The 25704-nt window shown below is 60.6% G+C and carries 17 protein-coding genes; 8 read left to right on the top strand and 9 right to left on the bottom strand.

What is annotated here, in order from left to right; all coding sequences use genetic code 11:
• The first annotated feature begins 43 nt into the window (after positions 1-43).
• Positions 44-835 (top strand): cyclic-guanylate-specific phosphodiesterase, encoded by a 792-nt coding sequence (gene pdeH / locus ACJ8IL_RS11290; RefSeq protein ID WP_025304635.1) that lies wholly within the window; start codon positions 44-46, stop codon positions 833-835.
• A gap of 90 nt (positions 836-925) precedes the next feature.
• Positions 926-2965 (top strand): AsmA family protein, encoded by a 2040-nt coding sequence (locus tag ACJ8IL_RS11285; protein WP_197811481.1) that lies wholly within the window; start codon positions 926-928, stop codon positions 2963-2965.
• Here the strand turns inward: ACJ8IL_RS11285 and ACJ8IL_RS11280 are convergent, their stop codons facing one another.
• The 3 genes from ACJ8IL_RS11280 to yhjD form a co-directional block, all read right to left on the bottom strand.
• Positions 2966-3733, bottom strand: coding sequence for a CDP-diacylglycerol diphosphatase (locus tag ACJ8IL_RS11280; protein ID WP_423509717.1), 768 nt, complete (start codon positions 3731-3733; stop codon positions 2966-2968).
• A gap of 100 nt (positions 3734-3833) precedes the next feature.
• The gene (locus ACJ8IL_RS11275) at positions 3834-5156 is read right to left on the bottom strand and encodes an MFS transporter (RefSeq protein WP_016930463.1); all 1323 of its coding nucleotides are present in this window, start codon (positions 5154-5156) and stop codon (positions 3834-3836) included.
• A gap of 329 nt (positions 5157-5485) precedes the next feature.
• Positions 5486-6505 carry an inner membrane protein YhjD gene (gene yhjD / locus ACJ8IL_RS11270; protein ID WP_025304632.1) on the bottom strand — a complete coding sequence of 340 codons (1020 nt, stop codon included), beginning with the start codon at positions 6503-6505 and terminating at the stop codon, positions 5486-5488.
• 341 nt (positions 6506-6846) lie between these two features.
• Between yhjD and ACJ8IL_RS11265 the strand changes: the two genes are divergently transcribed.
• Positions 6847-7713, top strand: a complete 867-nt coding sequence (locus ACJ8IL_RS11265; protein ID WP_025304631.1) for a crotonase/enoyl-CoA hydratase family protein — start codon at positions 6847-6849, stop codon at positions 7711-7713.
• Between the two features lie 16 nt (positions 7714-7729).
• Here ACJ8IL_RS11265 and pdeR read toward each other — a convergent pair whose 3' ends face one another.
• Entirely contained in the window at positions 7730-9724 is a 1995-nt protein-coding gene (pdeR, locus tag ACJ8IL_RS11260; RefSeq protein ID WP_025304630.1) for a cyclic di-GMP phosphodiesterase, read from the bottom strand.
• 536 nt (positions 9725-10260) lie between these two features.
• Between pdeR and spy the strand changes: the two genes are divergently transcribed.
• Positions 10261-10752: an ATP-independent periplasmic protein-refolding chaperone Spy gene (gene spy / locus ACJ8IL_RS11255; protein ID WP_197836033.1), complete on the top strand. Its 492-nt coding sequence runs from the start codon at positions 10261-10263 to the stop codon at positions 10750-10752.
• Between the two features lie 120 nt (positions 10753-10872).
• Here spy and ACJ8IL_RS11250 read toward each other — a convergent pair whose 3' ends face one another.
• Positions 10873-11706 (bottom strand): phosphoenolpyruvate hydrolase family protein, encoded by an 834-nt coding sequence (locus ACJ8IL_RS11250; protein ID WP_049209485.1) that lies wholly within the window; start codon positions 11704-11706, stop codon positions 10873-10875.
• Between the two features lie 12 nt (positions 11707-11718).
• Positions 11719-12936 carry a Tm-1-like ATP-binding domain-containing protein gene (locus ACJ8IL_RS11245; protein WP_173890403.1) on the bottom strand — a complete coding sequence of 406 codons (1218 nt, stop codon included), beginning with the start codon at positions 12934-12936 and terminating at the stop codon, positions 11719-11721.
• Between the two features lie 314 nt (positions 12937-13250).
• Between ACJ8IL_RS11245 and ACJ8IL_RS11240 the strand changes: the two genes are divergently transcribed.
• The 4 genes from ACJ8IL_RS11240 (at position 13251) to ACJ8IL_RS11225 (ending at position 21921) form a co-directional block, all read left to right on the top strand.
• Positions 13251-13889, top strand: coding sequence for a TetR/AcrR family transcriptional regulator (locus tag ACJ8IL_RS11240; RefSeq protein WP_049209482.1), 639 nt, complete (start codon positions 13251-13253; stop codon positions 13887-13889).
• A 478-nt stretch (positions 13890-14367) separates the two neighbouring features.
• The gene (locus tag ACJ8IL_RS11235; RefSeq protein WP_442516544.1) at positions 14368-17391 is read left to right on the top strand and encodes an autotransporter outer membrane beta-barrel domain-containing protein; all 3024 of its coding nucleotides are present in this window, start codon (positions 14368-14370) and stop codon (positions 17389-17391) included.
• Positions 17392-17509: 118 nt separating this feature from the next.
• Entirely contained in the window at positions 17510-20614 is a 3105-nt protein-coding gene (locus ACJ8IL_RS11230; RefSeq protein WP_442516543.1) for an autotransporter outer membrane beta-barrel domain-containing protein, read from the top strand.
• Between the two features lie 455 nt (positions 20615-21069).
• Positions 21070-21921, top strand: coding sequence for a helix-turn-helix domain-containing protein (locus ACJ8IL_RS11225; protein ID WP_025304624.1), 852 nt, complete (start codon positions 21070-21072; stop codon positions 21919-21921).
• On the opposite strand, the gene ACJ8IL_RS11220 is transcribed toward ACJ8IL_RS11225, so the two are convergent.
• From ACJ8IL_RS11220 to ACJ8IL_RS11210, 3 genes are all read right to left on the bottom strand, one after another.
• Positions 21911-23695, bottom strand: coding sequence for an ATP-binding response regulator (locus tag ACJ8IL_RS11220; RefSeq protein WP_025304623.1), 1785 nt, complete (start codon positions 23693-23695; stop codon positions 21911-21913). The genes ACJ8IL_RS11225 and ACJ8IL_RS11220 overlap by 11 nt on opposite strands.
• Positions 23692-24186, bottom strand: a complete 495-nt coding sequence (locus tag ACJ8IL_RS11215) for a molybdopterin-dependent oxidoreductase (protein WP_049205620.1) — start codon at positions 24184-24186, stop codon at positions 23692-23694. Before ACJ8IL_RS11215 ends, ACJ8IL_RS11220 begins: the two co-directional genes overlap by 4 nt.
• Positions 24187-24347: 161 nt before the next feature.
• Complete coding sequence (locus tag ACJ8IL_RS11210; RefSeq protein WP_193402972.1) at positions 24348-25697, bottom strand: aminotransferase-like domain-containing protein; 1350 nt, start codon at positions 25695-25697, stop codon at positions 24348-24350.
• Positions 25698-25704: the final 7 nt, after the last annotated feature.

Here is a 25704-nt window from a genome sequence, read left to right as displayed (position 1 = left end):
ACAGCGGCAGCGCTCTCACTTCCCCGCCACGGCGATAGTACCGATGATAACCAACCTGATCTCGGGTCTGCTGGCGCCCTGTTTTGCCCTCTATGCCTGCGCCAAATCGCGGCGCTACTGGCGGCAATGCCGGCGCTTGTATACCTTCCAGCCGATTTATCGCACCAGCGGCGCGTTGCTGGCGGTGGAACTGCTGACGGCGGTGTATCACCCAAATGAGCCGGGCAAACGGCAATCCCCGGAACAGTATTTTGCCTCGCTCGGCGTCGCCCAGCGTTTGCGGGTGATCCAGGAGCAGTTGGCGCTGTTGCAGCGCTGGCAGGCGTTGTTCATTCGCCACGCGGTGATGGTGTCGGTCAATATCGATGGTATGGCGCTGCAAGCGTTGCAGCGCCATGACGCGTTGCAACGGCAGATCGCCGAGATGCCCTACCTGCGCTTCGAGCTGGTGGAGCAAGCCGCAACGGCGTCAAACCGCCCGTTACAGCAGATCGTCGGCGGCGAACGGTTGTGGCTGGACGATTTCGGCAGCGGGCTGGCCAACTTCTCCGCCGTCGGCGCCTGGCGCTATCAATACATCAAGGTGGCGCGCGAATTGTTCACCTTGCTCAAACAGTCGGAAGAGGGCGTACAGCTGCTCGGCACCCTGATCAAGATGATGAATCAGCACAGCGACGGGGTGATCGTCGAAGGCGTGGAAACCGAACAGGAGTGGCGGCTGGTGCAGCGTTCCGGCGCGTTGGCCGCGCAGGGTTACTATCTTTCCCGCCCGGCGTGCTTTGAAACTTTACACAGCGTACCGACGCTGTTTGCCGCGCCCGGCGCGCCGGCGTGAACTCCGGCCTATCCTCAGCTAGGCTTAAACGGGGCTGCTCATTCCTTTTCCTTTCATTCGGCAGCCCGGTTTATGTGCTGAGGGAGCCCTATGACAAGAACAGGAAAGGTTTTCAGCTGGCTGGGCGGCATTGTGCTGCTGGTGCTCGCCGCGCTGGCGATCTTCATCGCCACCTTCGACTGGAATCGACTCAAGCCTACCATCAACGACAAGGTGTCGGCCGAACTGCGGCGGCCCTTCGCTATCCGCGGCGATCTGGGCGTCGACTGGTCGCGTAACCCTGAGGAGGGCGGCTGGCGCGCCTGGGTGCCCTGGCCGCATATTCACGCCGAAGACGTGTGGTTGGGTAATCCGAAAAACATCCCCGGCGACAGCATGGTGACGCTGCAGCGCGTCGACGCCAGCATCGCACCGCTGGCGCTGCTGAGGAAAGAACTGCTGATCCCGCGCATCTGGCTCAAGCAGCCGAATGCGTCGTTGCAACGCCTGGCCAACGGCGACAACAACTGGACGTTTGACCTGGCCGGCGGCCAGGATCCCAAGCAGCCGCCTTCCGCCTGGTCGTTCACTGTGCACGATATCGTGTTCGACAAGGGACAGATCGCCTTTAAAGACGCCACGCTGAAGGCGGATTTCCGCGCCGTTATCGATCCGCTCGGCAAACCGCTGCCGTTCAGTGAAGTGACCGGCAAACAGAGCGGCGGCAAGGTCGCTACACCCGATTATGTTTTCGGCTGGCAAGTGAAAGGCAAATATAACGGCGAACCGCTGAGCGGCAGCGGCAAGATCGGCGGCATGCTGTCACTGCAGAGCGCCGATCTGCCGTTCCCGCTGCAGGCCGACGTGCGCTCCGGCAGCACCCGGGTGGCGGTGGCGGGCACCTTGTCCGATCCGCTGAACCTCGGCGGCCTGGACGTGCAGCTGAAATTTTCCGGTGAAAGCCTGGGGAATCTCTATGGCCTGACCGGCGTGCTGCTGCCGAACACGCCGCCGTATGCGACCGATGGCCATCTGATTGCCCGCCTGCACCAGCCGGGCGGCGCCGTGTTCGAATATCAGAAATTCGACGGCAAAATCGGCGACAGCGACATTCATGGCGACTTGAAATACGTTGCCGCTAAACCGCGGCCGACGCTGAGTGGCGCGGTGAGCTCCCGGCAGCTGAGGCTGGCGGATCTGGCGCCGCTGATCGGCGCGGATTCCAACGCTGCCAAAGCCGGCCGCGGCGAGAAGAGCCGCCAGCCGGCGGATAAGGTGCTGCCGGTTGAACAGTTCGATACGCAAAGCTGGAGCAAGATGGATGCGGACGTGAAGTTTGCCGCCGCGCGCATTGAACGCGGCAGCGATTTGCCGCTGAGCGATCTGGCCACGCACCTGAAGCTGAACAATGGCGAATTGCGCCTGGATCCGCTGCGCTTCGGCATGGCGGGCGGCAGCCTGAACGCCGTGGTGCGCCTCGACGGCGGCAAAAAGCCGATGCGCGGGCAGGTGGATATGCATGCACGCAAACTTCAGCTTAAACAGCTGTTGCCGAATGTGGAGGCGATGAAGCGCAGCCTCGGGCAGATGAACGGCGACGCCAGGCTGACGGGCAGCGGTAATTCGGTGGCCGAGCTGCTGGCGACCAGCAACGGCGATCTGCGCCTGCTGATCAATAACGGGGTGATCAGCCGTAGCCTGATGGAGATCCTCGGTCTGAACGTCGGCAACTATCTGGTGGCGCAATTGTTCGGTGACGACGTGGTAGGCATCAACTGCGCGGCGGCGGACGTCGGCATCCGCAGCGGCGTCGCCGCGCCGCGGCTGTTCGTGTTCGACACCGAGAACGCGGTGATCAACATCACCGGTAACACTAACCTCGCCACAGAGCGGCTGGATTTATCCATCGATCCGGAAAGCAAGGGGATGCGCGTGCTGACCCTGCGATCGCCGCTGTACGTGAAAGGCACCTTCAAGCACCCGGACGCCGGGGTGAAAGCCGGGCCGCTGATCGCGCGCGGCGCGGCGGCGGTGGCGTTGGGGGCGGTGCTGACGCCGGCGGCGGCGCTGCTGGCGCTGGTCTCGCCCAGTGAAGGCGGCGAGGAGAACCAGTGCGGGCAGATCCTGCGGGAGATGAAAGGCAAAAAATAATCAGGCGCGCGGCGGTGGCGTAAGCAGCCGGCAGTCGTGATCCTGGATCTCTTCCGCCGAGGCCAGGGTGAACGGCAGCAGGCTGCGCTCGGTCGCCAGCAGCAGGAAATCGCCGTCCGGCAGCGCGGTCATCGCCAGGCCGAAGCTGCCCATGCGCCCGTCGGCGCGCGGCAGGTCGGCAGCCAACAGGCGGAAGGCGCCCTGTTGCTCCAGCTCGGCAGGGGTTACCCGCCGCCCCAGATAGTCATGTCCCAACAGGCCGCCGGGCAGCGGTTGCCATTGCTCGATGAAATCGGGGCCGATCTGCGCCAAGCGCTGTTTTACCGCCGGCAACAGGCAGGAGATATGAATGTGCAGCTGGTTTTGCGTGCGGCCATATTCCGAATTGATGGCCAGTGAAATATCACCGTCGTCGATGGGTTTGCCATAGCGTTCCGCCATCACGTGGCGCGCGCGCCAGGCCTGGGCGAAGAAATTCGGCGTGGCGGCATCCAGCACCGCCGGGCTTTCTATCCCGGTGATTTTGGCGCTGGGCATCAGCAGGTATTGCAGCGGTCCGTTGCGATCTTTAAACACCACGAAGCCGGCCTGCACATCCACCTGCTTGCAGGGCGCCGGGTTGTCATGCGCTTGCTGATTGGGCAGACATTGCTGGCTGACGATGCGCCACAGCGCATCGGGATGGTCGGGCTTCAACCCGTAATAGAGCGCGATGGCGAGAGCCGCCAGCAGCGCAACGCAGACAAATACCCCACGACGCAGAGACATCGGCCGATCCTGTTACCGAGATAAACATCCAGCATAGCCCGGTTTTATGACAGGAAACGAACAACGCGTGCGGCCCCCGCAGTGAGGGGGCCGCAGGGGATCACAGCGACTGGTGGCGGGTTTCTTTCATCAACAGCAGAGCCAGTAGCGTCAACCCGGCCATTGCCGCCAGGTACATGCCGACGTAGAACAGCCCGTAGTGGGCCGCTAGCCAGGTGGCGATATAAGGCGCCACGGACGCGCCGAGAATAGACGCGACGTTGTAGGAGAACGACGCGCCGGTATAGCGCACTTCGGTCGGGAACAGCTCCGGCAGCAGCGCGCCCATCGGGCCAAAGGTCAGCCCCATGATGCTCAGGCCGCACAGCAGGAAGCCCATCACCAGCGCCTGGTTGCCGGAACCCAGCAGGGTCGGGAACAGGAACGCGAAGCCGATCATCAGCAGGGTAATGGCGATCATGGTCTTGCGACGGCCGAACGCGTCCGCCAGCAGGCCGGCGATGGGCACCATCACGCCGAAACCGATCACCGCCACCATCAGCATCCACAGGAAGCTGTTGCGGGAGTAACCGAGCCCCAGCGGCTGCGGCGCAGTGCCGTAGGTCATCGAATAGACCGTCATCAGATAAAACAGCGTGTAGGTCGCCAGCATGATGAAGGTGCCGAGGATGGTGGCTTTCAGATGCTTGCTCAGCAGCGTGCCGAGCGGCACTTTCACCTGTTTGCCGGCCTTGGCCGCTTTGGCGAACACCGGCGTTTCATGCAATGACACCCGGACGTACAGGCCAATCAGCACCAATGCGGCGGAGAGGATGAACGGCACGCGCCAGCCCCATTCCATAAATTGCTGGTCGCTCAGCAGCCACGAGAGCAGCAGGAAGGTGCCGTTGGCGAAGAAGAAGCCGATCGGGGCGCCCAACTGGGGGAAGGAGCCGTACAGCGCACGTTTTTTGGCCGGCGCGTTCTCCGTTGCCAACAGGGCGGCGCCGCCCCATTCGCCGCCCAGCCCCAGACCCTGGCCAAAGCGCGCCAGCGCCAGCAGGATAGGGGCGAAGATGCCGATGGTTTCATAGCTCGGCAGCAGGCCGATCAGCACGGTGGAAATCCCCATGGTCAGCAGCGAGGCGACCAGCGTCACCTTGCGCCCCACGCGATCGCCGAAGTGGCCGAACAGCGCAGAGCCGATAGGCCGCGCGACAAAGGCGACGGCGAAGGTGGCCAGCGACTGCAGCGTCGCGGTGGTCGGGTCGCCCTGCGGGAAGAAGATGTGCGGGAACACGATCACCGCGGCGGTGGCATAGATGTAAAAGTCGAAGAACTCGATGGCGGTGCCGACCAGCGAGGCGACGATGACTTTCCCGCGGGAATTCACCGGTGTAGACGCGTCGTCGGCGTCGAGTGGGGGTGCGATGGTGGCTTGCATATCTATTTCTTATTGTTGGAGGGGGTAAAAATCCATCTTAGTGACAGCATTCCGCCTTTTCAACGCTGTAACTCTGGGCTGCGCCGCCGCTAACCGGTTAAAAAGACTAATGTTTTACCGGGCTTCTTTTCTGTAGCGTTAAACGTTGAGAAATGGGTTTCATACAGAGGGAATGGCTGTAAAAACGGGAAAGAAAAGTGAATGGGTAGTTTGTTATGCTGGTTTTCCGAATGTCATGCCGCATGATTTAGAGGGATTGACTGGGTTTTTGCTTATTAACCAGAGGAAAGTGCCGGCGTGTGCGATAACACCGGCACGATTGCGTGGCTTCAGGGGGCCGGTGGCTCGCGTTCCGGCAAGGCTTTGTCGCCTTTGTAGTCGGCGGTAGCGATCCAGGCGGCACAAAACAGCGTCAAACGGGCGAAGAAGTAGAAGAACGCCATCAGCCCGATCACCGAGCCAAAGGCCGCGCCGGAAGGCGATTTCGCCACCTGCGGCAGCGTCATCGTCATCACGAACTTGATCACCTCAAATCCGATGGCGGCGAGCAAGGTACCGCGCAGCAGCGCTTTTTTCTTCGGTTTGTGGCGCGGCAGCATCCAGAAAATCCACAGGAACAGCAGATAGTTGGCGAAAATCGAGATCGACAGCGCGATCGTCGTCAACGCCGGCCGCAGCCATTCGATGCCGTCCAACCCCAGCGCGTTGACGATCGCCGCCTGTGCCGATCCGGCGACCGAGGTCAGCGACAGCGTAATGATGAGCGCGACCACCAGGCCGGTCAGCGAGATGAAGTCGCGGGTGTACTTGAAATAGATTTTCTCCTGATCCTGCGGATTGCGCTCCCAGACGTCACGCGACTGTGCGCGGATCGCCTCGCGCAGGTTGCCCATCCAACTGATGCCGGAATAGAGCGCCAGCGCCAGACCGGTCAACCCCACGGTGGTACGCTGCTGAATGGCGGTGTTGACGGTGTTCTTCAGCGTGCTGGCCAGCGTCGGATCGCTGATGCTGCCGACGATCCGGTTGATCAATCGGGCCAGCAGATCCGGGTTGGAGGCCAGCACGAAACCGGCGGCGGCGAATGACACCATCAGGATCGGGATCAGCGAGAGGAATGAAAAATAGGTGATGGCGGCGCCGAACTGGCTACCCAGCCGATCGTTAAAGCGTTCGGCCGCGCGCAGCAGGTGCGCAACGCTCGGCCAGGCTTTGATGCGTTCAATCAGACGTGAAAAACCACCAATGCGGCGGTCGAGGGTCTCATGGCCGGTCTTGATGGCGATAAGCGGCTTCGGCGGCGTATCTTGTGCGGGCTGGCGGCGTTCCTGGTCTGGTCCTGTAGGCATTACTTCACGATTTCCTTAACGTTAAACGGCATGTATCCGTATTGATTATAGCCAAAGCCTCGCGGCGTTTTGAGCGCCGGGGCGGCAAACGGTCAATTTCCGAGCTTAACGCGTTAGCGCCTGGCATGAAATGCCGACGATGGCGCGATAGGTAAAATTCCTATGAAAAGCCCGTGGCGCCTCGGTTTTTTTCACTTCCCTACCTCCAATTTTTATCTGTTTCGTCGGCGAGAAAGCGTTTACTCATGATGTGGCGTCGCGCTTTACCGACCGCCGCTCCGCTGCAGCCGTAGGGGCTGGAACGGTCTCATCCGTCATCAACAGAAAAACTGGAAGGTCTTATGAAATTGCTTAATCACCCCACCTGCCGTCCGTTTACCGAAGCGGGCAATCTGTCGCAGCTTTCCGCCTACTATGAAGAGGAGAGGCATATCATGTGGATGCTGCTGCGCGCTGCGCCCCGCCCCTGCTTCAACCAGGCGCTGATCGAAGACATCATGACGCTGGCGCAGGCGGCGAAGGAGTCTTCGCTGCGATTCGATTTCTGGGTCACCGGCTCGCTGGTGCCGAACATGTTCAACGTCGGCGGCGATCTGCAGTTCTTCGCCGAAGCGATCAAAAACCGCAGGCGCGAGGCGATGATGGCCTACGCACGGGCCTGCATCGACTGTGTGCATGCCGCTGCGCGCGGTTTCGACACCGGCGCGGTCAGCATTGCCATGGTTGAAGGTAGCGCGCTGGGCGGTGGCTTTGAAGCAGCGCTGGCGCACCATTTCGTGTTGGCGCAGAACAATGCGCGCATGGGGTTCCCGGAGATCGCGTTCAACCTGTTTCCCGGCATGGGCGGTTACTCGCTGGTGGCGCGCAAGGCGGGCATGCGCTTGGCTGAGGAGCTGATTTGGGGCGGCGAGTCGCACACCGCAGAGTGGTTCGAGAGCCGCGGGCTGGTGGATCAGCTGTTCCAGCCCGGCGATGCCTATATGGCGACGCGCACTTTCATCGATACCATCCGGCCGAAGCTCAACGGCATGCGCGCCATGCTGCGGGCGCGTCAGCGCGTATTGCAACTGACGCGTTCCGAGCTGATGGATATTACCGAGGATTGGGTCCACTCGGCCTTTACCATTGAGGAAAAAGATCGCGCCTACATTGAGCGGCTGGTGATGTTGCAGGATCGCCACACCCTGAACCTGCGTCGTGCCGGCTAACGTTAACGCGCCCGCCTCACGCGGAAGGTGAGCGCGGGCGATAGGACTGCAGCCAATGCTCCAGCTGTTCCGGGAGCATTGGCCGCGCAAACAGAAAGCCCTGTTTTTCGTCCACGCCGACCTCGTCGAGGAAGTGGTTTTCGCTCTCGGTCTCCACCCCTTCGGCGATCACCCGGAAGGCCAGCGCCTCCGCCGCCGCGACGATCGCGCGTACCAGCGATTGTGATACCGGATTGAAATTCACCCCGCGCACGAAGCTTTTATCCAGCTTGATGGCGTCCAGAGGTATACGCGCCAGCTGCGCCAGTGACGAATAGCCGGTGCCGAAGTCGTCGAGATGCACCTGCGCGCCCAGTTCGCGTAGCCGGGTGATCAGCGCGCGCGCGCGGTTCTCGTCTTCAATCAGACTGCTTTCGGTCAGCTCGAAGTCCAGCAGACAGGGGGCCATGCGATGGTGGCGCAGCACCCCGAGCAGGTCGTTGACGATGCCGTCGTCGGCCAACTGCCGGGCGGAGAGGTTGACCGCTACCCGCAGGTTCAATCCCTGTTCTTGCCACTGCGCTGCCTGGCTGGCGGCGGTCTGCAGCACCCATTGGCCCAGCGGGCCGATCAGGCCGGACTCCTCGGCGTAGGAGATGAACTGCAGCGGCGGGATCAGGCCGCGCTCCGGCGAATCCCAGCGCACCAGCGCTTCCACACTGTGCACTTCGCCGCTGCGCGCGTCGATTTTAGGCTGGTAATACAACACCAGCTGATTTTGCTCCAGCCCTTTACGCAGATTGGTGTCCAGCCACATGTATTCGGCGACGCGTTTGTTCATCTCCGGCGAGAAGACGGTATAGGTGCGTTTGCCGTGCTCCTTGGCGACGTACATGGCGGTATCGGCGCTGCGGATCAGGCTGTCGAGATCGTTGCCGTGCTCCGGGCACAGCGCGATGCCGATCGAACAGCCGGTATACACCTCAATCAGGCCGATGCGGAAAGGGGTTTTCAGCCTGTCGATAATGCGCTGCGCCAGCGTTTGCAGGCGCTCGCGATCGGTTTGCGGCGCCAGCACCAGAAATTCGTCGCCGCCGAGGCGGGCGAGCACCTGATCCGGGCTCAGGCAGCCGAGGATCGCCAGCGCGACTTCGACCAGCAGCCGATCGCCGAACATATGGCCGTAGGCGTCGTTGACCTTTTTGAAGTTGTCGAGATCGAGGTACACCAGGCCGAAGCTCTCTTCGCTGCGCGTAGCGATGGCGTGGTTGATCTTATCCTGGATGGCGTTACGGTTAGGCAGGCCGGTGATAAGATCGGTGTTGGCCAGCACCCGCAGCCGTTCCTGCGCACGGCGTTCTTCGGTGATGTCGGTGCCGGAGCAGATCAAAAACACCTCGTTCTTGCCGCTGCCGCTGTGCACGAACTTATTGCGGAACAGAAACAGCCGTTCGCCCTTGACCGTCTTTACCCAACGCTCCACCTCATAAGACGATCCGTTGCGGAAGAAGCCGGCGATGTTGCGCCGCGAGGCGGCGGCTTCTTCCGGGCTCATAAACAGCTGGAAAACGTTTTTGCCGATCACTTCGTGTTCGTGCAGCCCGGTGTACTCCTCGCTCAGCCGGTTGAAACGCTGAATGCGGCCGTGCTGATCGACGATCACGATCACCGAGTTGGCTTCGGACACCACCTGCTCGGCAAAGGAGAGGCCGTGCACCAGATCGCGCGCCACGGATGGGGTGTCGCTGAAGGCGGAAGCGGTGCCCGCCCATTCGAGGTTGTTGACGCGGCGCCCGACCAGATGCAGATGCAGCGGTTCGCCGGCCAGCGTAATGGTCAGCTCAAGGCTGGCGGTTACGCCGGTTAGACGGCGAATTTTCGCCGCGTCCATGGCGCTGAGTGCCACCGCGACGTGGGCTTTGCCCTTAACGGCGGACAGCTCCAGGGCATTGCTGTCAAACGCCAGCCGCCAGTGGGGGCTTTGGGTGCCGAAGTGGGCGTTAAGAAGCTCAGGGCCTTGGTCTGCGGGCATGATGATTCCTCAAAAGAGCACGGGCGGCCGGTCGGCGCAGCTCCGGGCAGCCTGTTGGCCCGAAAGCGATCGCCGTACGCATCTGTGCATCATATAACAGGTTTTTGCAGGCGGGACGGGTGATGGAAACTATTATATAAGCAATGATTAGTTTTGCGGTGTAAATGTCGCCCGGCGGCCGCTTGCCTTAAAGTGTAGGAGAACATCGGATCCTATGATGCTTGTACTGACTTCCCCCTGCTATCGGAAAACGGTTGAGGCAAGATTGCCGTGTTGGCGAGTAAATTATAGCGGTGAGGGGAAAGCGGAAAAATAACTCCACCGGGGGGATTTTTGCCGAGAAATTAAAATTTCCATCAAATAAACGCCATCTTCATAGTTTTCTCATAATTGGTGAATAAATCCGAGACGGGTTTTAAAAAGTTTACACACCCTCGCATTACTTGAATTTTATCAGCCTATTATTATCTCCGACGACGAATGAGCCTGTTAACGTACAGCGCTCCTGATGAAGAAAAACTTTTAAGGAAATGATTATGCGTAAATTGACGGCTTTATTTATTGCTTCCACGCTGGCTCTGGGTTCTGCTTCCGCGGCGTTCGCCGCCGATACGGTGACTGCCCCGGCGGCGGATGCGGCGCCGATGAAAATGATGCATCACAAGGGTGAAGGTAAAGGCGGCCCGTTCGCCGGGTTGAACCTGACCGAGCAGCAGCGCCAGCAGATGCGCAATATTATGAAAGAGTCGCACCAGAAGCGCGGGCCGGGCATGAAAGAAGAACGCCAGGCGCTGCACAATCTGGTCGCTTCCGACAGCTTTGACGAAGCGAAGGCGAAGGCGCAAATTGACGCGATCGGCAAAGCACAATCCGAACGCATGCTGGAACGCGCCAAAGCGGAAAATAAAATGTATAACCTGCTGACACCTGAGCAGAAAAAACAATACAATGAGAATTATCAGAAACGCGAGCAAAAGATGATGGACCACATGAATAAAATGAAGGAGCAGATGTCCTCCGGTCAGTAATATCCGCTCGCGGTGAGTAAAAAAGGGCCAGGCTATTTGTCTGGCCCTTTTGCTTACCTCACTACACGTCCCGTTAAATAACGGGTTTTCCCTGGTGTTGTGCGCGAGTAAAACAGTCTGTTAACCTTTATTGATATTTTTGAATTGTCGGGTTGTTTCCGTCAAAGCCACTTCGGTGGGCAAGCGCTCCATGGAGCTGGCACCATAGAATCCGTTGACTAAAGGGCAGTGTTGCATAATGTAGGCTGCATCCTCTGGCGTTGCGATAGGGCCGCCATGACACAGAACGATCACCTCTTCGCGCACGCGTTTCGCGGCTTGAGCCCACTCGTTGATCAGGGGAACGCAACCCGCCAGCGTCAGCGCCGTTTCCGCACCGATATTGCCACCGGTGGTCAGCCCCATATGCGGTACGATGATGTCGGCACCGGCCTGCGTCATCGCGATGGCATCTTCTGCGCTGAACACATAAGGTGTGGTCAGCAGATCCTTTTCATGCGCCAGGCGAATCATGTCGACTTCCAGCGCATAACCCATGCCGGTTTCTTCGAGATTGGCGCGGAAGTTGCCGTCGATCAAACCAACCGTCGGAAAATTCTGTACGCCGGAAAAGCCGATCGCCTTGATGTCATTAAGGAATTTATCGAACTGACAGAACGGGTCGGTACCATTGACCCCGGCTAAAACCGGCGTGTGTTTGACGACCGGCAACACCTCTTTTGCCATATCCATAACGATGTCGTTCGCATTACCGTAGGCTAGCAAACCCGCCAGAGAACCTCTGCCCGCCATGCGGTAGCGGCCCGAGTTATAAATGACGATCAGATCGATACCGCCGGCTTCCTCACATTTTGCTGAGAGGCCGGTTCCGGCTCCGCCGCCGATGATCGGCTCGCCACGGGCAATCATTTCTCTGAATTGAGTCAGCAGTTCCTGACGGGTATTTTTAGCCATGTTTAGCTCCAATCAAAAATGAGCGATCTCCCTGAACTGTTGCACGGCGAAGGCGGCAAAGCGGGGATCGTTAATGTTATAAGGGGTCTTGATCAGGCGGCGTTTTTCCGTGACGCGCAATGTAGTTTCCAACGCGTCGGCAAAGGCGGCCAACGCCTCCGGATCCCAAAACGGTTGCCCTGGCGCATCCAGTGCGGAAACGCCGCCCTCGGGTATCAGGAAACGCACATCGCCTTCGCAAGCATTGAGTTTGTCGCCGATCCAACGGCCCATCAGCGCATTCTCTTCCGGCGTAGTGCGCATCAGCGTGACTTGGGCATTGTGCTGATAAAATTGGCGCTGAGCGTATCGAGCTGGAACGCTGTCCGGGTGGGAAAAGTTCACCATATCCAGGGCGCCACAGGATATCACGCAGGGAATGCCGGTGCGTGCGAGAGCGCCAAAACGATCCTCGCTGCACGCCAGTACGCCGCCGAACAGGTAGTCACAAACTTCGGTGGTGGTCAGATCCAGCACGCCGTCCAACAAATGGCTATCGATCAGTTTTTCCATCGCTCTGCCGCCGCTGCCGGTGGCATGAAACACCAGGCAATCCAAGCTCTCTTCGAGCGCCGCCGTGGCGGCTTGAATACAGGGGGTGGTCACACCGAACATCGTGAGGCCGACGGCCGGTTTGCTGTCGACGGTCGCTTGAGCGGCGAAGCGAACGGCGCCGGCGATTTGATGCGCTGCGTTGCCCAGCACGGTGCGGGAGATGCGGTTCAATCCGGCAACGTCAGTGACGGAATACATCATGCAGATATCGCTGGCTCCGACATACCCGGAGACGTCACCGGAGGCCATGGTGGAAACCATCAATTTAGGTAAACCGATCGGCAGCTGTTGCATAGCGGGGGTGATCAATGCGGTACCGCCGGAACCGCCTAATCCGAGTATTGCAGCGACGTTACGGCGCGACAGCATGAACCTTTCAAACGCCTGCGCCATAGCGGCAATCGCCTTGCCTCGATCGCCACAAAAGACGGCGCGTTCGCCATCAGGATGGCAGTGAGCGACAGTAGCGGCAGAGATATCGGCCTGGTAGCTGCCGGGTGCTAACGGTTGGGTGGAAAGATCGACGGTCAGCGTGGGTAACCCGGTTTCGGCGATCAGGCTGCGCACATAAGCCAATTCCCGTCCTTTGGTATCCGCTGTGGTTGCAATGTAAATCACTGCCTGATTGTCGTTCATTAGCCTCTTCCTGACGTAGGGTTCAGATGGCCGACACGCTGATTTATAATTTATATTTTAATATGTTAGTAAAAATGAATTCCCTGGTGCTGACTAAGAGAGCTGAGCGTAGTCGGTGAATTCCTCATCATAATGAGACGGTAGTATCATTTATGCAAGTCTAATTCGTATCGAATGAGATGAAAGTCTCATTTTCGGCGTGAGGGAAAGCGAGCCCTGCGTACGCTGCATGGCGTAATAGCTGACAAGTTTGTTACAGTGGACTTTATTCGCCAAGTCTATGTTAGACGGGCGTAGAGAAAGAAGAGGTTGCTGTGCCATTAATCGTATCTACCCGCTTGACTCATATCCGGGCCAGAACTCGTAAGCTGTTGCTTGACAGCGCGATGGAATTGTTCGATGGCGGTGCCTTTCCTTCGATAACGGAGTTGGCTCAACATGCGCAAGTTTCGCGTGCGACAGCTTACCGTTACTTCCCTACGCAAAGCGATTTGATCACCGCCGTTGTGGCTGAAAGTCTGGGGCCCATTTTGGAGTGGCAGCCGAAAGACGACAGCGCCGAAGCGCGGATACTGCAGCTGCTCAGTTTTGCTTATCCGCAAATGGAACAGCATGAGGGGGCGCTGCGAGCGGCCCTGCAGCTTTCGTTGCAGCAGTGGGCACTGGCTCGGTCCAACACCGATAAACCGGGTGAGAAGCTGGTGCGCGGCAACCGCAAGCGTCTGTTGGCGCTGGCGGTAGAACCGTTGCAGGGCAAACTGCCGCCGGATTCTCTACAGAGAGTGATTCATGCTTTCTCGCTGATTTACGGCTCGGAGGTATTCCTGGTGTTGAAAGATATCTGGGGGCTGGAACTTGAGGGCATTCAGGACGTCACGCAATGGATGGCCAAAGCCATCCTGCGTCAGGCGGAAGAGGACGCGACGAACCGCAAAAAAACATCAGCAGGATAATCCAATTTTTGCCGATGACCGAGTGAAAAACCAGCATAATTCACTGAGTGAATATTGGCAAAATTTATAATTAAAAGTGATAAAAGACGCCTGTTAAGCACTTTTCAGGCGGCCATCTCCTTCATTCGAACTTTGTTTATATTTTTATTTATCAGCGTATTAAGGTTTTTCCTCTCACTTATTATCGCCGCTTCGCTACCGGCAAACGTCATTGCTATTTCTTATTGGCGTTGGCCTGATTCACCCCTGAAACGTTCTCTCATTCTACCGGACTGCCGAGTGACACATTAAGCGCACTTGAGATTGTTGTGCTTTATTTATTTGGTGTTACCAAACTGTTACACAAAAAATCTTATAAAACATTTGCAAACAACAACGGACGGTATCTGGGATGGAGAAGAAACTTAGAGGAGTCAAATCCGCTCGGGCGGCCTTCGGCTGGCCTGAAATCGGAGTTCATCGCGCACAATGGAGCGCGATGCTGATCTGCCTGACGGCGATCGGCGGGGCGCAGGCCTCCAGCTATATAGAGAACGGCAAAGCGGGCGATCCGGCCAGTTGGCGCAGCAGTGAGTTCAACGCGGAATGGGGGCTGGGAGCGATCCACGCCGACCAGGCCTACGCCGCCGGTTATACCGGAAAAGGCATCAAACTCGGTATTTTCGATCAGCCAGTCTACGCCAAGCACCCCGAATTTTCCGGCCCAGATAAGGTGATCAATCTGGTTACCCATGGCACTCGCGAATACACCGATCCCTATATTCCAGTGAAAAAAGGCGATGACTTCCGCTATGACGGTACGCCAAGCACCGACTCCAGTGGCAAATTAGGCTCGCACGGCACCCACGTGGGCGGCATCGCCGCCGGCAGCCGCGACGGTGGCGCCATGCATGGGGTGGCATTCAACGCGCAGATCATCAGCGCAGAAAACGGCGACCCCGGCCCGGAGGACGGCATTGTGCTCGGTAACGACGGCGCGGTTTACCAGGCCGGCTGGGAGGCGCTGGTGGCCAGCGGCGCGCGCATCATCAATAACAGCTGGGGCATCGGCATTACCGATAAATTCGCCAAGGGAGGCAAAGATCCCGCTTATCCTCATTTCACGGTGAACGATGCGCAAAAGCAGTTCGATCAGATCAAGGTTATCTTGGGCACCAAGCCCGGCGGCGCCTATCAGGGCGCGATCGACGCGGCGCGCAGCGGCGTGGTCACCATCTTCGCCGCCGGTAACGATTACAACCTGAACAACCCGGACGCCATGGCCGGCCTGGCGTATTTCGTGCCGGATATCGCGCCGAACTGGCTGTCGGTCGCCAGCCTGCAGGATCCCACCAATACCGGCGATTACAGCATCAGCACCTTCTCTTCCCGCTGCGGCTATACCGCCAGTTTGTGCGTCTCGGCACCGGGTACCCGGGTGTACAGCTCGGTGATTGAAGGCACCAGCGTGGAGAATCTGACGACTGGCTACGCCAAATACAGCGGTACCTCGATGGCGGCGCCGCACGTGGCCGGCAGCGTTGCGGTGCTGATGGAGCGTTTCCCGTATTTGAATGGCGCACAGGTGGCGGAAGTGCTGAAAACCACCGCCACCGACATGGGCGCGCCGGGCATCGACGCGCTCTACGGCTGGGGGATGATCAACCTGGGCAAGGCCATCAACGGCCCGGGCATGTTGGTGACCGCTGAGGATATTCCCGAAGAGTTCCGCATCCCGGATCCGACGGGCGTGGCTTATGGCCCGACTCAGTTCGTGGTCGATCTGCCGGGCGTCGGCGCGGTGCTGGACCAGGGTAAATCGACCGAGCGCGTCTGCAGCAGCGATCTTTGCGGCCTGGACTTCTGGAGCAACGACATCTCCGGCCACGGCGGCCTGACCAAGCAGGGCATCGGCACCCTGGTGCTGACCGGTAACAACACCTATGCCGGCCCGACGCTGGTCAATCAGGGGCGGCTGGCTGTCAACGGTTCGGTCACCTCGGCCGTCAGCGTGCAGAGCGGCGGTATTGTCGGCGGCAGTGGCACGGTCGGTTCGCTGACCGCCCGTGATGGCGGCACCGTGGCGCCGGGCAACTCGATCGGCACCCTGAACGTGGCGGGCAACGTCAGCTTCGAGCCGGGCTCGCGCTACGCGGTGGAAGTGGGCCCGAACGGCCAGAGCGATCGGATCCAGAGCAGCGGATCGGCGACGATCGGCGGCGGCGAGGTGGCGGTGACGCTGGAGAACAGCCCCAACCTGCTGACGCAAAGCGAGGTGCGCAGCCTGCTGGGCCAGCAGTACACCATTTTGAGCGCGCAGCAGGGGGTGAGCGGGCAGTTTGACGCGGTGGCGCCGAACTACCTGTTCCTCGGCACCGGGCTGAGCTACCAGCCGACCGGGGTGACGCTGAGCGTCGGGCGCAACGGCACGAGCTTCGCCAGCGTGGCGCAGACCTCGAACGAGCGGGCGGTGGCGGTGGCGGCGGATGCGCTGGCGGCGGGCAACCCGTTGTACGAGAGCCTGCTCACCAGCGGCACGGCGGGCGAAGCGCGGCAGGCGTTCCGTCAGCTGTCGGGGCAAATCCATGCGGATATCGCCTCGGCGCTGGTGAACGACAGCCGCTACCTGCGTGAGGCGCTGAACGGGCGTCTGCGTCAGGCGGAAGGGCTGGCGAGTTCGTCGGCCATCAAGGCGGACGAGGGCGGTGCCTGGGCGCAGCTGCTGGGGGCGTGGGACCACGCGTCGGGCGACGCCAACGCCACGGGTTACCAGGCCTCGACCTACGGGGTGCTGGTCGGGCTGGACTCGGCGGTCGCGGGCGACGGGCGGCTGGGGGTGGCGACCGGCTACACCCGCACCTCGCTGCACGGCGGGTACGGGTCGAAGGCGGACAGCGACAACTACCACCTGGCGGCGTACGGCGACAAGCAGTTCGGGGCGCTGGCGCTGCGTGGCGGGGCGGGCTACACCTGGCATCGCATCGACACCAAGCGGTCGGTGAACTACGGGATGCAGTCGGACCGTGACACGGCGAAGTACAGCGCACGCACCGAGCAGCTGTTCGCGGAAGCGGGCTACAGCGTGCAGGGCGAGTGGCTGAACCTGGAGCCGTTCGTGAACCTGGCGTACGTGAACTTCGAGAACAACGGCATCGCGGAAAGCGGCGGCGCGGCGGCATTGCGCGGCGACAAGCAGCATACCGACGCGACGGTGTCGACGCTGGGCCTGCGTGCGGACACCGAATGGCAGGTGAGCGCGGGCACGACGGTGGCGCTGCGCAGTGAGCTGGGGTGGCAACACCAGTACGGCGGGCTGGAGCGAGGCACCGGGCTGCGGTTCAACGGCGGCAACGCGCCGTTCGTGGTGGACAGCGTGCCGGTCTCGCGTGACGGGATGGTGCTGAAGGCGGGAGCGGAAGTGGCGGTGAACGAAAACGCCACGCTGTCGCTGGGCTACGGCGGACTGCTGTCGCAAAACCATCAGGACAACAGCGTCAACGCCGGTTTCACCTGGCGCTTCTAAGCAACATCGACTCAATCCTTGTACGGGAACCGTCTGCGGGCGGTTCCTTTTTCACATCCTGCTAATGAGAACCCGGCGCACCTGGGGCGTCGGCCAATAACAAGCAAAAGGTAAGGAAATGACAACAACAATGGGTTTTGATAGCAAAGGAAACGCTCGCCGCTCGCCGTGGCGGCTGAACGCGTTGGTCTGCTGCATGGCGCTGGCGGGGTATGCACAGGCGGCGCCGCACGAGGTGAACGGCCAACCCGGCGATCCGGCCAGCTGGCGCAGCGCCGAATTCAACGCCAACTGGGGGCTGGGGGCGATCCACGCCGATGAGGCCTACGCCGCCGGCTACACCGGCAAAGGGCAGAAGGTGGGCATTTTCGACACTCCGGTCAACCGTCATCCCGAGTTCGCCGGTGACGGCAAACTGATCAACGTCGTCACCGAGGGCTACCGCGCCTATACCGATCCACACCGGCCGGGGATTAACGCCGGCGATCGTTTTTACTTCGACGGCACCTTCCACTTCTACAGCGGCTCGCAGGGCATGCTGAGCAATCACGGGGTGCACGTCGCGGGGATCAGCGCGGCGAACCGCGACGGCATCGGCATGCACGGCGTGGCCTTCGATTCGCAGGTGATCAGCGTCGATAACGATAACGACGGCCCGGCCTACGGCGAATTCCTCGGCCTGGACGGCGCCGTCACCAATGCCGGCTGGCAGGCGATGATCAACAGCGGTGCACGGGTGATCAACAACAGCTGGGGCGTCAGTATTCCCGATTTCCTGTCCGACGGCGGCCGCGATCCTAACGCGCTGCACTTTGAGCTGAAGGATGCGCAGGAACAATTCGATCAGGTCAAACCGCTGCTCGGCAGCCTGGCCGGCGCAGGCTATCAGGGCGCGATCGATGCGGCGCGCAAAAACATTCTGGTGCTGTTCGCCGCCGGCAACGACGGCAACTACAACCAGCCGGATGTGATCAGCGGGCTGGCCTACTTCGTGCCGGACATCGCGCCGAACTGGCTGTCGGTCGCCAGCGTGGCGCAGGATGCGGCATCGACCAACAGCGTGCCTTATACCATCAGCAGCTTCTCTTCCCGCTGCGGCTATACCGCCAGCTTCTGCGTCTCGTCGCCGGGCAGCAAAATCTACAGCACCGTGGCCAACGGTTCCGATCCGGCCAACCTGGTGTCGGACTACGGCAATAAAAACGGCACCTCGATGGCGACGCCGCACGTGACCGGCGCGGTGGCGGTGTTGCTGCAGCGCTTCCCGTACATGAGCTCGGCGCAGATTGCCGACGTGCTGAAAACCACCGCCACCGACATGGGTGCGCCGGGCATCGACGCGCTCTACGGTTGGGGGATGATCAACCTGGGCAAGGCTATCAACGGCCCGGGCATGTTCTATACCGTCGAAGATATTCCTGCGGAGTTCCGCATCCCGGATCCGACGGGCGTGGCCTATGGCCCGACCCAGTTTGTCGCCAATATTCCGGGGAGGGGCGCCGAGGTGGATGCCGGCACGCTACACGCCAGGAAATGTGATGATGTCCACTGTGGATGGGAAATCTACTCCAACAACATTTCCGGCCACGGCGGCCTGACCAAAGAGGGCGCGGGAACCCTGGAGCTGACCGGCACCAACACCTATGCCGGCCCGACGCTGGTCAATCAGGGGCTGCTGGCCGTCAACGGCTCGGTCACCTCGGCCGTCAGCGTGCAGAACGGCGGCATCGTCGGCGGCAGCGGCACGGTCGGTTCGCTGATCGCCCGTCAGGGCGGCACCGTGGCGCCGGGCAACTCGATCGGCACCCTGAGCGTGGCCGGCAACGTCAGCTTCGAACCGGGGTCGCGCTACGCGGTGGAGGTGGGCCCGAACGGCCAGAGCGATCGGATCCAGAGCAGCGGATCGGCGACGATCGGCGGCGGCGAGGTGGCGGTGACGCTGGAGAACAGCCCCAACCTGCTGACGCAAAGCGAGGTGCGCAGCCTGCTGGGCCAGCAGTACACCATCCTGAGCGCGCAGCAGGGGGTGAGCGGGCAGTTTGACGCGGTGGCGCCGAACTACCTGTTCCTCGGTACCGGGCTGAGCTACCAGCCGACCGGGGTGACGCTGAGCGTCGGGCGCAACGGCACGAGCTTCGCCAGCGTGGCGCAGACTTCGAACGAGCGGGCGGTGGCGGCGGCGGCGGATGCGCTGGCGGCGGGCAACCCGGTGTACGAGAGCCTGCTCAACAGCGGCACGGCGGGCGAAGCGCGGCAGGCGTTCCGTCAGCTGTCGGGGCAAATCCATGCGGATATCGCCTCGGCGCTGGTGAACGACAGCCGCTACCTGCGTGAGGCGCTGAACGGGCGTCTGCGTCAGGCGGAAGGGCTGGCGAGCTCGTCGGCCATCAAGGCGGACGAGGACGGCGCCTGGGCGCAGCTGCTGGGGGCATGGGACCACGCGTCGGGCGACGCCAACGCCACCGGCTATCAGGCCTCGACCTACGGGGTGCTGGTGGGGCTGGACTCGGCGGTTGCGGGCGACGGGCGGCTGGGGGTGGCGACCGGCTACACCCGCACCTCGCTGCACGGCGGTTACGGGTCGAAGGCGGACAGCGACAACTACCACCTGGCGGCGTACGGCGACAAGCAGTTCGGGGCGCTGGCGCTGCGCGGCGGGGCGGGCTACACCTGGCACCGCATCGACACCAAGCGGTCGGTGAACTACGGGATGCAGTCGGACCGTGACACGGCGAAGTACAGCGCGCGCACCGAACAGCTGTTCGCGGAAGCGGGCTACGGCGTGCAGGGTGAATGGCTGAACCTGGAGCCGTTCGTCAACCTGGCGTACGTGAACTTCGAAAACAACGGCATCGCGGAAAGCGGCGGCGCGGCGGCACTGCGCGGCGACAAGCAGCATACCGACGCGACGGTGTCGACGCTGGGGCTGCGTGCAGACACCGCGTGGCAGGTGAGCCCGGGCACGACGGTGGCGCTGCGCAGCGAGCTGGGGTGGCAGCACCAGTACGGCGGTCTGGACCGTGGCACCGGGCTGCGGTTCAACGGCGGCAATGCGCCGTTCGTGGTGGACAGCGTGCCGGTGTCGCGTGACGGCATGGTGTTGAAGGCAGGGGCGGAAGTGGCGGTGAACGAGAATGCCACGCTGTCGCTGGGCTACGGCGGACTGCTGTCGCAAAACCATCAGGACAACAGCGTCAACGCCGGCTTCACCTGGCGCTTCTGACGTTCAGCAGCGATCTCAAGGACAACGGAGCCGGCATGCCGGCTCCGTTTTTATTTGCGGCTGTGGGGTGAGTCCGTATGATGGCGCGGCGCCAGGGCAATAAAAAACCGGGACCCTGACGGATCCCGGCTTAAAAGTGGGTAAAACAGATTAGCGCTAAAGGCTCAAGCCCCGTTTGATTTGCGCAGTCCGAGCGATGTGGACATCGTCTCAGTAGCGGCAACGGAACAAATTTTCCCTGGTGTTACTATGGTTATTATTAAAAAACGTGCTGGTGTTATTTTTTATAGTGTATTGCTGTATGTCTCTTTTGATACCATGTTTGACGATGCAACATGGTATGTCAAGCAACGTTTTTAACGCATAATTGCATGAGATGCTAGTTTTAGATGTGGCTTTTTCAGCAGAAATAATCAAAACGACTGATAAATCAGTAAAAAAAATCGAAGGAACAAATGGATAACAATCACCAAAAATTCGATTCACAGTCGATTGCCAATCGGGTCAGGGAGCTGTTTTTACATTACGGGATTGGAAAACGTCAGCATGCCCGCGAGCTCAGCCGCATCTTGGATCTGAGTTTTTCACATGCGCACCGCAAACTGAAAGGGCAAAGCCCCTGGACGCTGGAACAGATCAACAGCGTCGCGGCCGCGCTCGGAGAAACGCCGGCGGCGATCGCCGATTTGAGCGCCGAACACGAGACTCCCGAGCCAAACATGGCGCGCGATGCCATCTTTGTCGTGGCGGGGGTGGCGATACCTTGCGTCGGGCACATCGGCGACGAGCTTCCTGCCGGGCGGCCGGCGGAATTTGTGGCGCTGCGCGTGGAAGGGCAGTGGCATATCTATCGCACCGATGAGGCGCCGGCAGGCCCGCGTTACGGCGTCGATCTGATCGAAATCCGGCCCGGCTTCGGCGACGACGAGCGGCTGAGCATCGCGGTATTGGACGATTCGCATCAGGCGGCCGATGAACTGGCCAAGTATCTGGGTGGCTGCGGGTTCAACGCGGTGGCGTTTTACGACGTCGACAGTTTCTGTCAGGCGTTGCAGCAAAGCCTGTTCGACGGTTATGTGGTGGACTGGTTGATCGGTGAGGAAACGGCGGATCGCTGTATCGCTACCATCCGCGCCTCCGACAATCCGGACGCGCCGGTACTGGTGCTGACCGGTGAACTGGGCACCGACCGACGCGAATCGGAAATCGCTCAGGCGATGCGCGAGTACGATGTGCTCGGCCCTTATGAAAAACCGGTGCGGCTCCATGTGATCGAAGCCGCACTGCAACGCTGTTTTAATCTTTAGCGGGGAACACCTCGGCCAGCGCGCTCGACAGCGCATCCAGTCGAACCGGCTTCATCAGGTAGTTATCGAACAGGGCGCGCTGATCCGCCGTTAACTGCTCCGGCGTGTAGGCGCTGATGCCGATGATCGGCACATGGCGGTTGGGGCCGCGACGGTTGCGCAGCTGCCTGGCCAGAGCAGCGCCGTCGATGCCCGGCATCTGCAAATCCAGCAACAGCGCATCGTAAGGACGTCTGAGCAGCTTCTGCAGCGCGCGTTCCGGCGAGTCGCACAGTTCGTGCTGGTAACCCAGCTTGTCCAGCAGCGCCGCAAAGGCGTCACCCACCGACTTGTTGTCATCCACCACCAGAACCTGCTGCGGCTTATGCTGCAGAGAGGCATTGGCAGCGGCGGGCTCGTCGGCACGTTCGTCTTCACTGATCTGCACCGGAATGCTGACGATAAAGGTGCTGCCCTTCTTGATTTCGCTGTACACCGTGATGGTGCCGTTGAGCAACGTCACCAGGCCGTGCACGATCGCCAACCCCATCCCCACGCCGGCATACTGCTTGGTATGCGACTGATCCAACTGGGTAAAGGGCTTGAAGATCTGATCGAGCTGGTCTTTTTCGATACCGATGCCGGTGTCAGTCACTTCGATAATCAACGAACTGCCGCCCGGTTGGCGGCGCAGGCAGCTGTGCAGCGTAATGCTGCCGCTTTCGGTGTACTTGTAGGCGTTGGTCAGCAGGTTGACGATAATCTGCCGGATGCGCAGCGGATCGGAGTGCACCAGCAGGTGGCTGCATTCCACTTCACAGCTGAGTTTGACCTGTTCTTTGCGGGTCAGGGTGGCGATTTCGTTGGCGGTCTCCGCGATCAGCTTCTGCGCGTCGAACGGTACGATGCGCAATTCCATCATGCCGCTGTCGAGGTGCGCGTAGTCGGTCAGATCTTTCATCTGGCTTTCGATTTGCTGCGCGGCGGTCTCCAGCCGCTGGAAGGTGTCCGCATGCTCTGCCGACACCCGGGTATTCACCAGCACGTCGATGGCCGACATCACGCTCTGCAATGAGGTGCGCAGCTCGTGGCCAATAGCGCCGAGGAAGGCGTTTTTGGTGCGCGTCGCTTTCTCCGCCTCAATCGCCTTGGCCTGTTGGCGAATGGTCAGCCGCTGCTGGCGGAACACGATCAGGGTGATGGCGATCAGCGCGATCACCGAGAACATGACGATCACCAGCCCATAGAAAATAATGTGCCGCTTCTCGATGTAGTCCTCATAGGCGGCGGTGCGCTGCTTCACCTCGGCATGGTCGGTCAGGTTGGCCATTTCGATGGAGTAAGGCTTGATGGCCTTCATGGCTGCGAAAACCTGGTCGAAGTCGATTTTCGGGCTGTCCAGCAGCTTATCGATGCGATCCATCTGCAGGCGCATCTGTTTGACCACTTCCGGGTAGCCCGGCTCGGCGTACAGCGGCTGGGTCGATTCGGAGACGGTTTCCAGCACGTAAAAACGCGAATAGAGGATTTCGAACCGCAGCCGCAGGTTGTCGTTGTCCACCTGCGGCGCGTGACTTTGCTGTTCGACCAGCGTGTCGAACTCCGCCAGCTTGATGGAGAACTTGGCGATCGACCAGGAGTAGTTCTCCTGCGTGCCGGCGATGGCATACAGCCCTTTCTTCGACAGGGTGGCGCTGTAGTAATAGAGCGTGACGGTCGAAGCCACTAAAAACAGCGCGGCAAAGATGGCCGGGATCGCCAGCCTGCTGCCGTTCTTAAAGGTCGTCAGCTTCATTTGATCACGATCCTGTCGACTTGCCAGATAAAGCGTGAATTGTACAACGGCGAGTTCAGTTCAGGCCCGGCGGCGTCACGCGGGTACACCAGGAACAGCGGGCCGAAGTTTCTGAGCTTCAGCATTTCCCCGTCCATCTTGTAGGCCAGGATCATGTTGTATTTCGTGACGTCGGACAGCGGCACGTCGATGTAATAATCGTTCAGCGCGTAGAAGGTCAGCGTCTCGCCCTTGGCGCCGACGCGCTCCAGGATATCGGCCACCGAAATCCCTTCGAATTTTCTCTGCGGCGTCCAGGACGTGGAGGTGGTGATGCTGCGCACCGGCATCGCCAACAGTTGTTTATCGGTGAACAGATAGCTTTTGTTGACCGGGTCGGTCACGTTGTCGATCTTGCCCGCCACTTCCAGGGTAAAGCTGAGGGCGCTGCTCTGGGCGATAATCAGGGCCACGCAGGCTATCGCAAGGGTTTTGCATAGTTTGAACAGCATCGGTGTTCTCCAGAGGCGCGGGGAGGTTGTATCAGTCCCGCTAATTTATCAGGCAGAATAATGGCAGAAAAAGCAGGCGGGTGCGAAGGGAATAGTAAACCGCACAAAAAGAACAGGTCTGGGTCGGTCGGCCCGTGCGCGTAACCTTTCCCTTCCGTTTGTCAGCCGTTCCGATGTGCTTTCAACAGCTGGGCCAGCTGCGTCAGGCCTGCCGTTAGCTCGTCCAGTGAGGGGGAACCCAGGCACAGGCGAATGCCCGATTCACTTTCGCCGTCATTGACCATGACCGCGGCCGGCGGCGTGACTTTAACGCCCGCCAACGCGGCGGCGGCGGCCACAGACTCGGCGGTTTCGCGCGGCATCGGCAGCCAGACATGGTAAGCGTCGGGATGCGATACGCATTCGTCGGCATCGAATATCGAGGTAGCCAGATGCACTCTTCGCTGAGCCTCATGGCGCAACGCTTGCGGTATCGCCTCGATTGCGCCGCTGGACAACCACTCCCCCACCACGGCGCAAGACAGTGGCGAAGGTGCGAAGGGAATATCTTGCAAGGCTTCTTCCGCCGCGGTTTGCATGTCGGGCGGTAGAGTCAGCATACCGATCCGCAACCCCGGGCCGAGCGTTTTCGACAGGCCATTGACATGGAACACCCGCTCGGGTGCCAACGTCGCGAGCGCAGGCACTGCTGAATGCCCTAGGGCATACACGCCATCCTCGATGATCCAGACATTCGCCTGCCGGCATATCTCGACGATAGCCCGCCTGCGCTCGGCGCTCATGGTGGCGGTCGTCGGGTTATGCAGCGTCGGTGTCAGATAGACCGCAATATGGCCGGAGGAGACACGCTCGAGCGCGCTCGCCAGCGCCTGCGGCACCATGCCTTGCGCATCGATCTCCACGCCGATCAGGCGATGGCCTTTACGTCGGGCCAGCGCGATCGCGCCGGGGTAGGTCAGCCTCTCGGTCAGTATCGTCCCGCGTGGCCCGCAGGCCAGGTCAAATGCCAACGAAATCGCCTGACGGGCATTGCTGGTCAGCGCCAGGTGCGACGGTTCGATCGTGACGCCGGCGTTTTCCAGCCAGCGGGCCAACAGACGCCGATGTTCCAAGTGCCCGGTCGGAGGGGAATAGAGGTTCAGATGATCTGCATCCATTTTCCGTGCGATGCCGGCCAGCGTGCGTGCCAGCAAACGGTCAGTCAGCATCGCCGGCGGCGCATTGGACGAGAGATCGATTTCACGTTCTTCACGGGCGCGGCGGATCGCCACGAACATCCCGCGCCCCTTCACGCTGCGGACCAGCCCGCGTCGTTCCAGGATGGCGTAGGCTTTGGTCACCGTGCCCAGACCGATCGCCAATTGCCAGGCGAGGGGGCGGTGTGCCGGCAAACGATCGCCTCCTTGCAGCTTGCCCTCGATAATGTCGTCAGCCAACGCCAGCACCAGCCGTTCGACGGTAGTGGCTTCCACGTTGGCCAGGCGGGGTTGCCAGGGGGATTGAAGCCGCATGGTCGCT

It is taken from the genome of Serratia sp. CY47444 (genome assembly GCF_052168635.1).
Taxonomy (GTDB): domain Bacteria; phylum Pseudomonadota; class Gammaproteobacteria; order Enterobacterales; family Enterobacteriaceae; genus Serratia; species Serratia bockelmannii.
The sequence above is the reverse complement of the archived record's forward strand: the minus strand, read 5'-3'. Positions and strand labels throughout refer to the sequence as shown.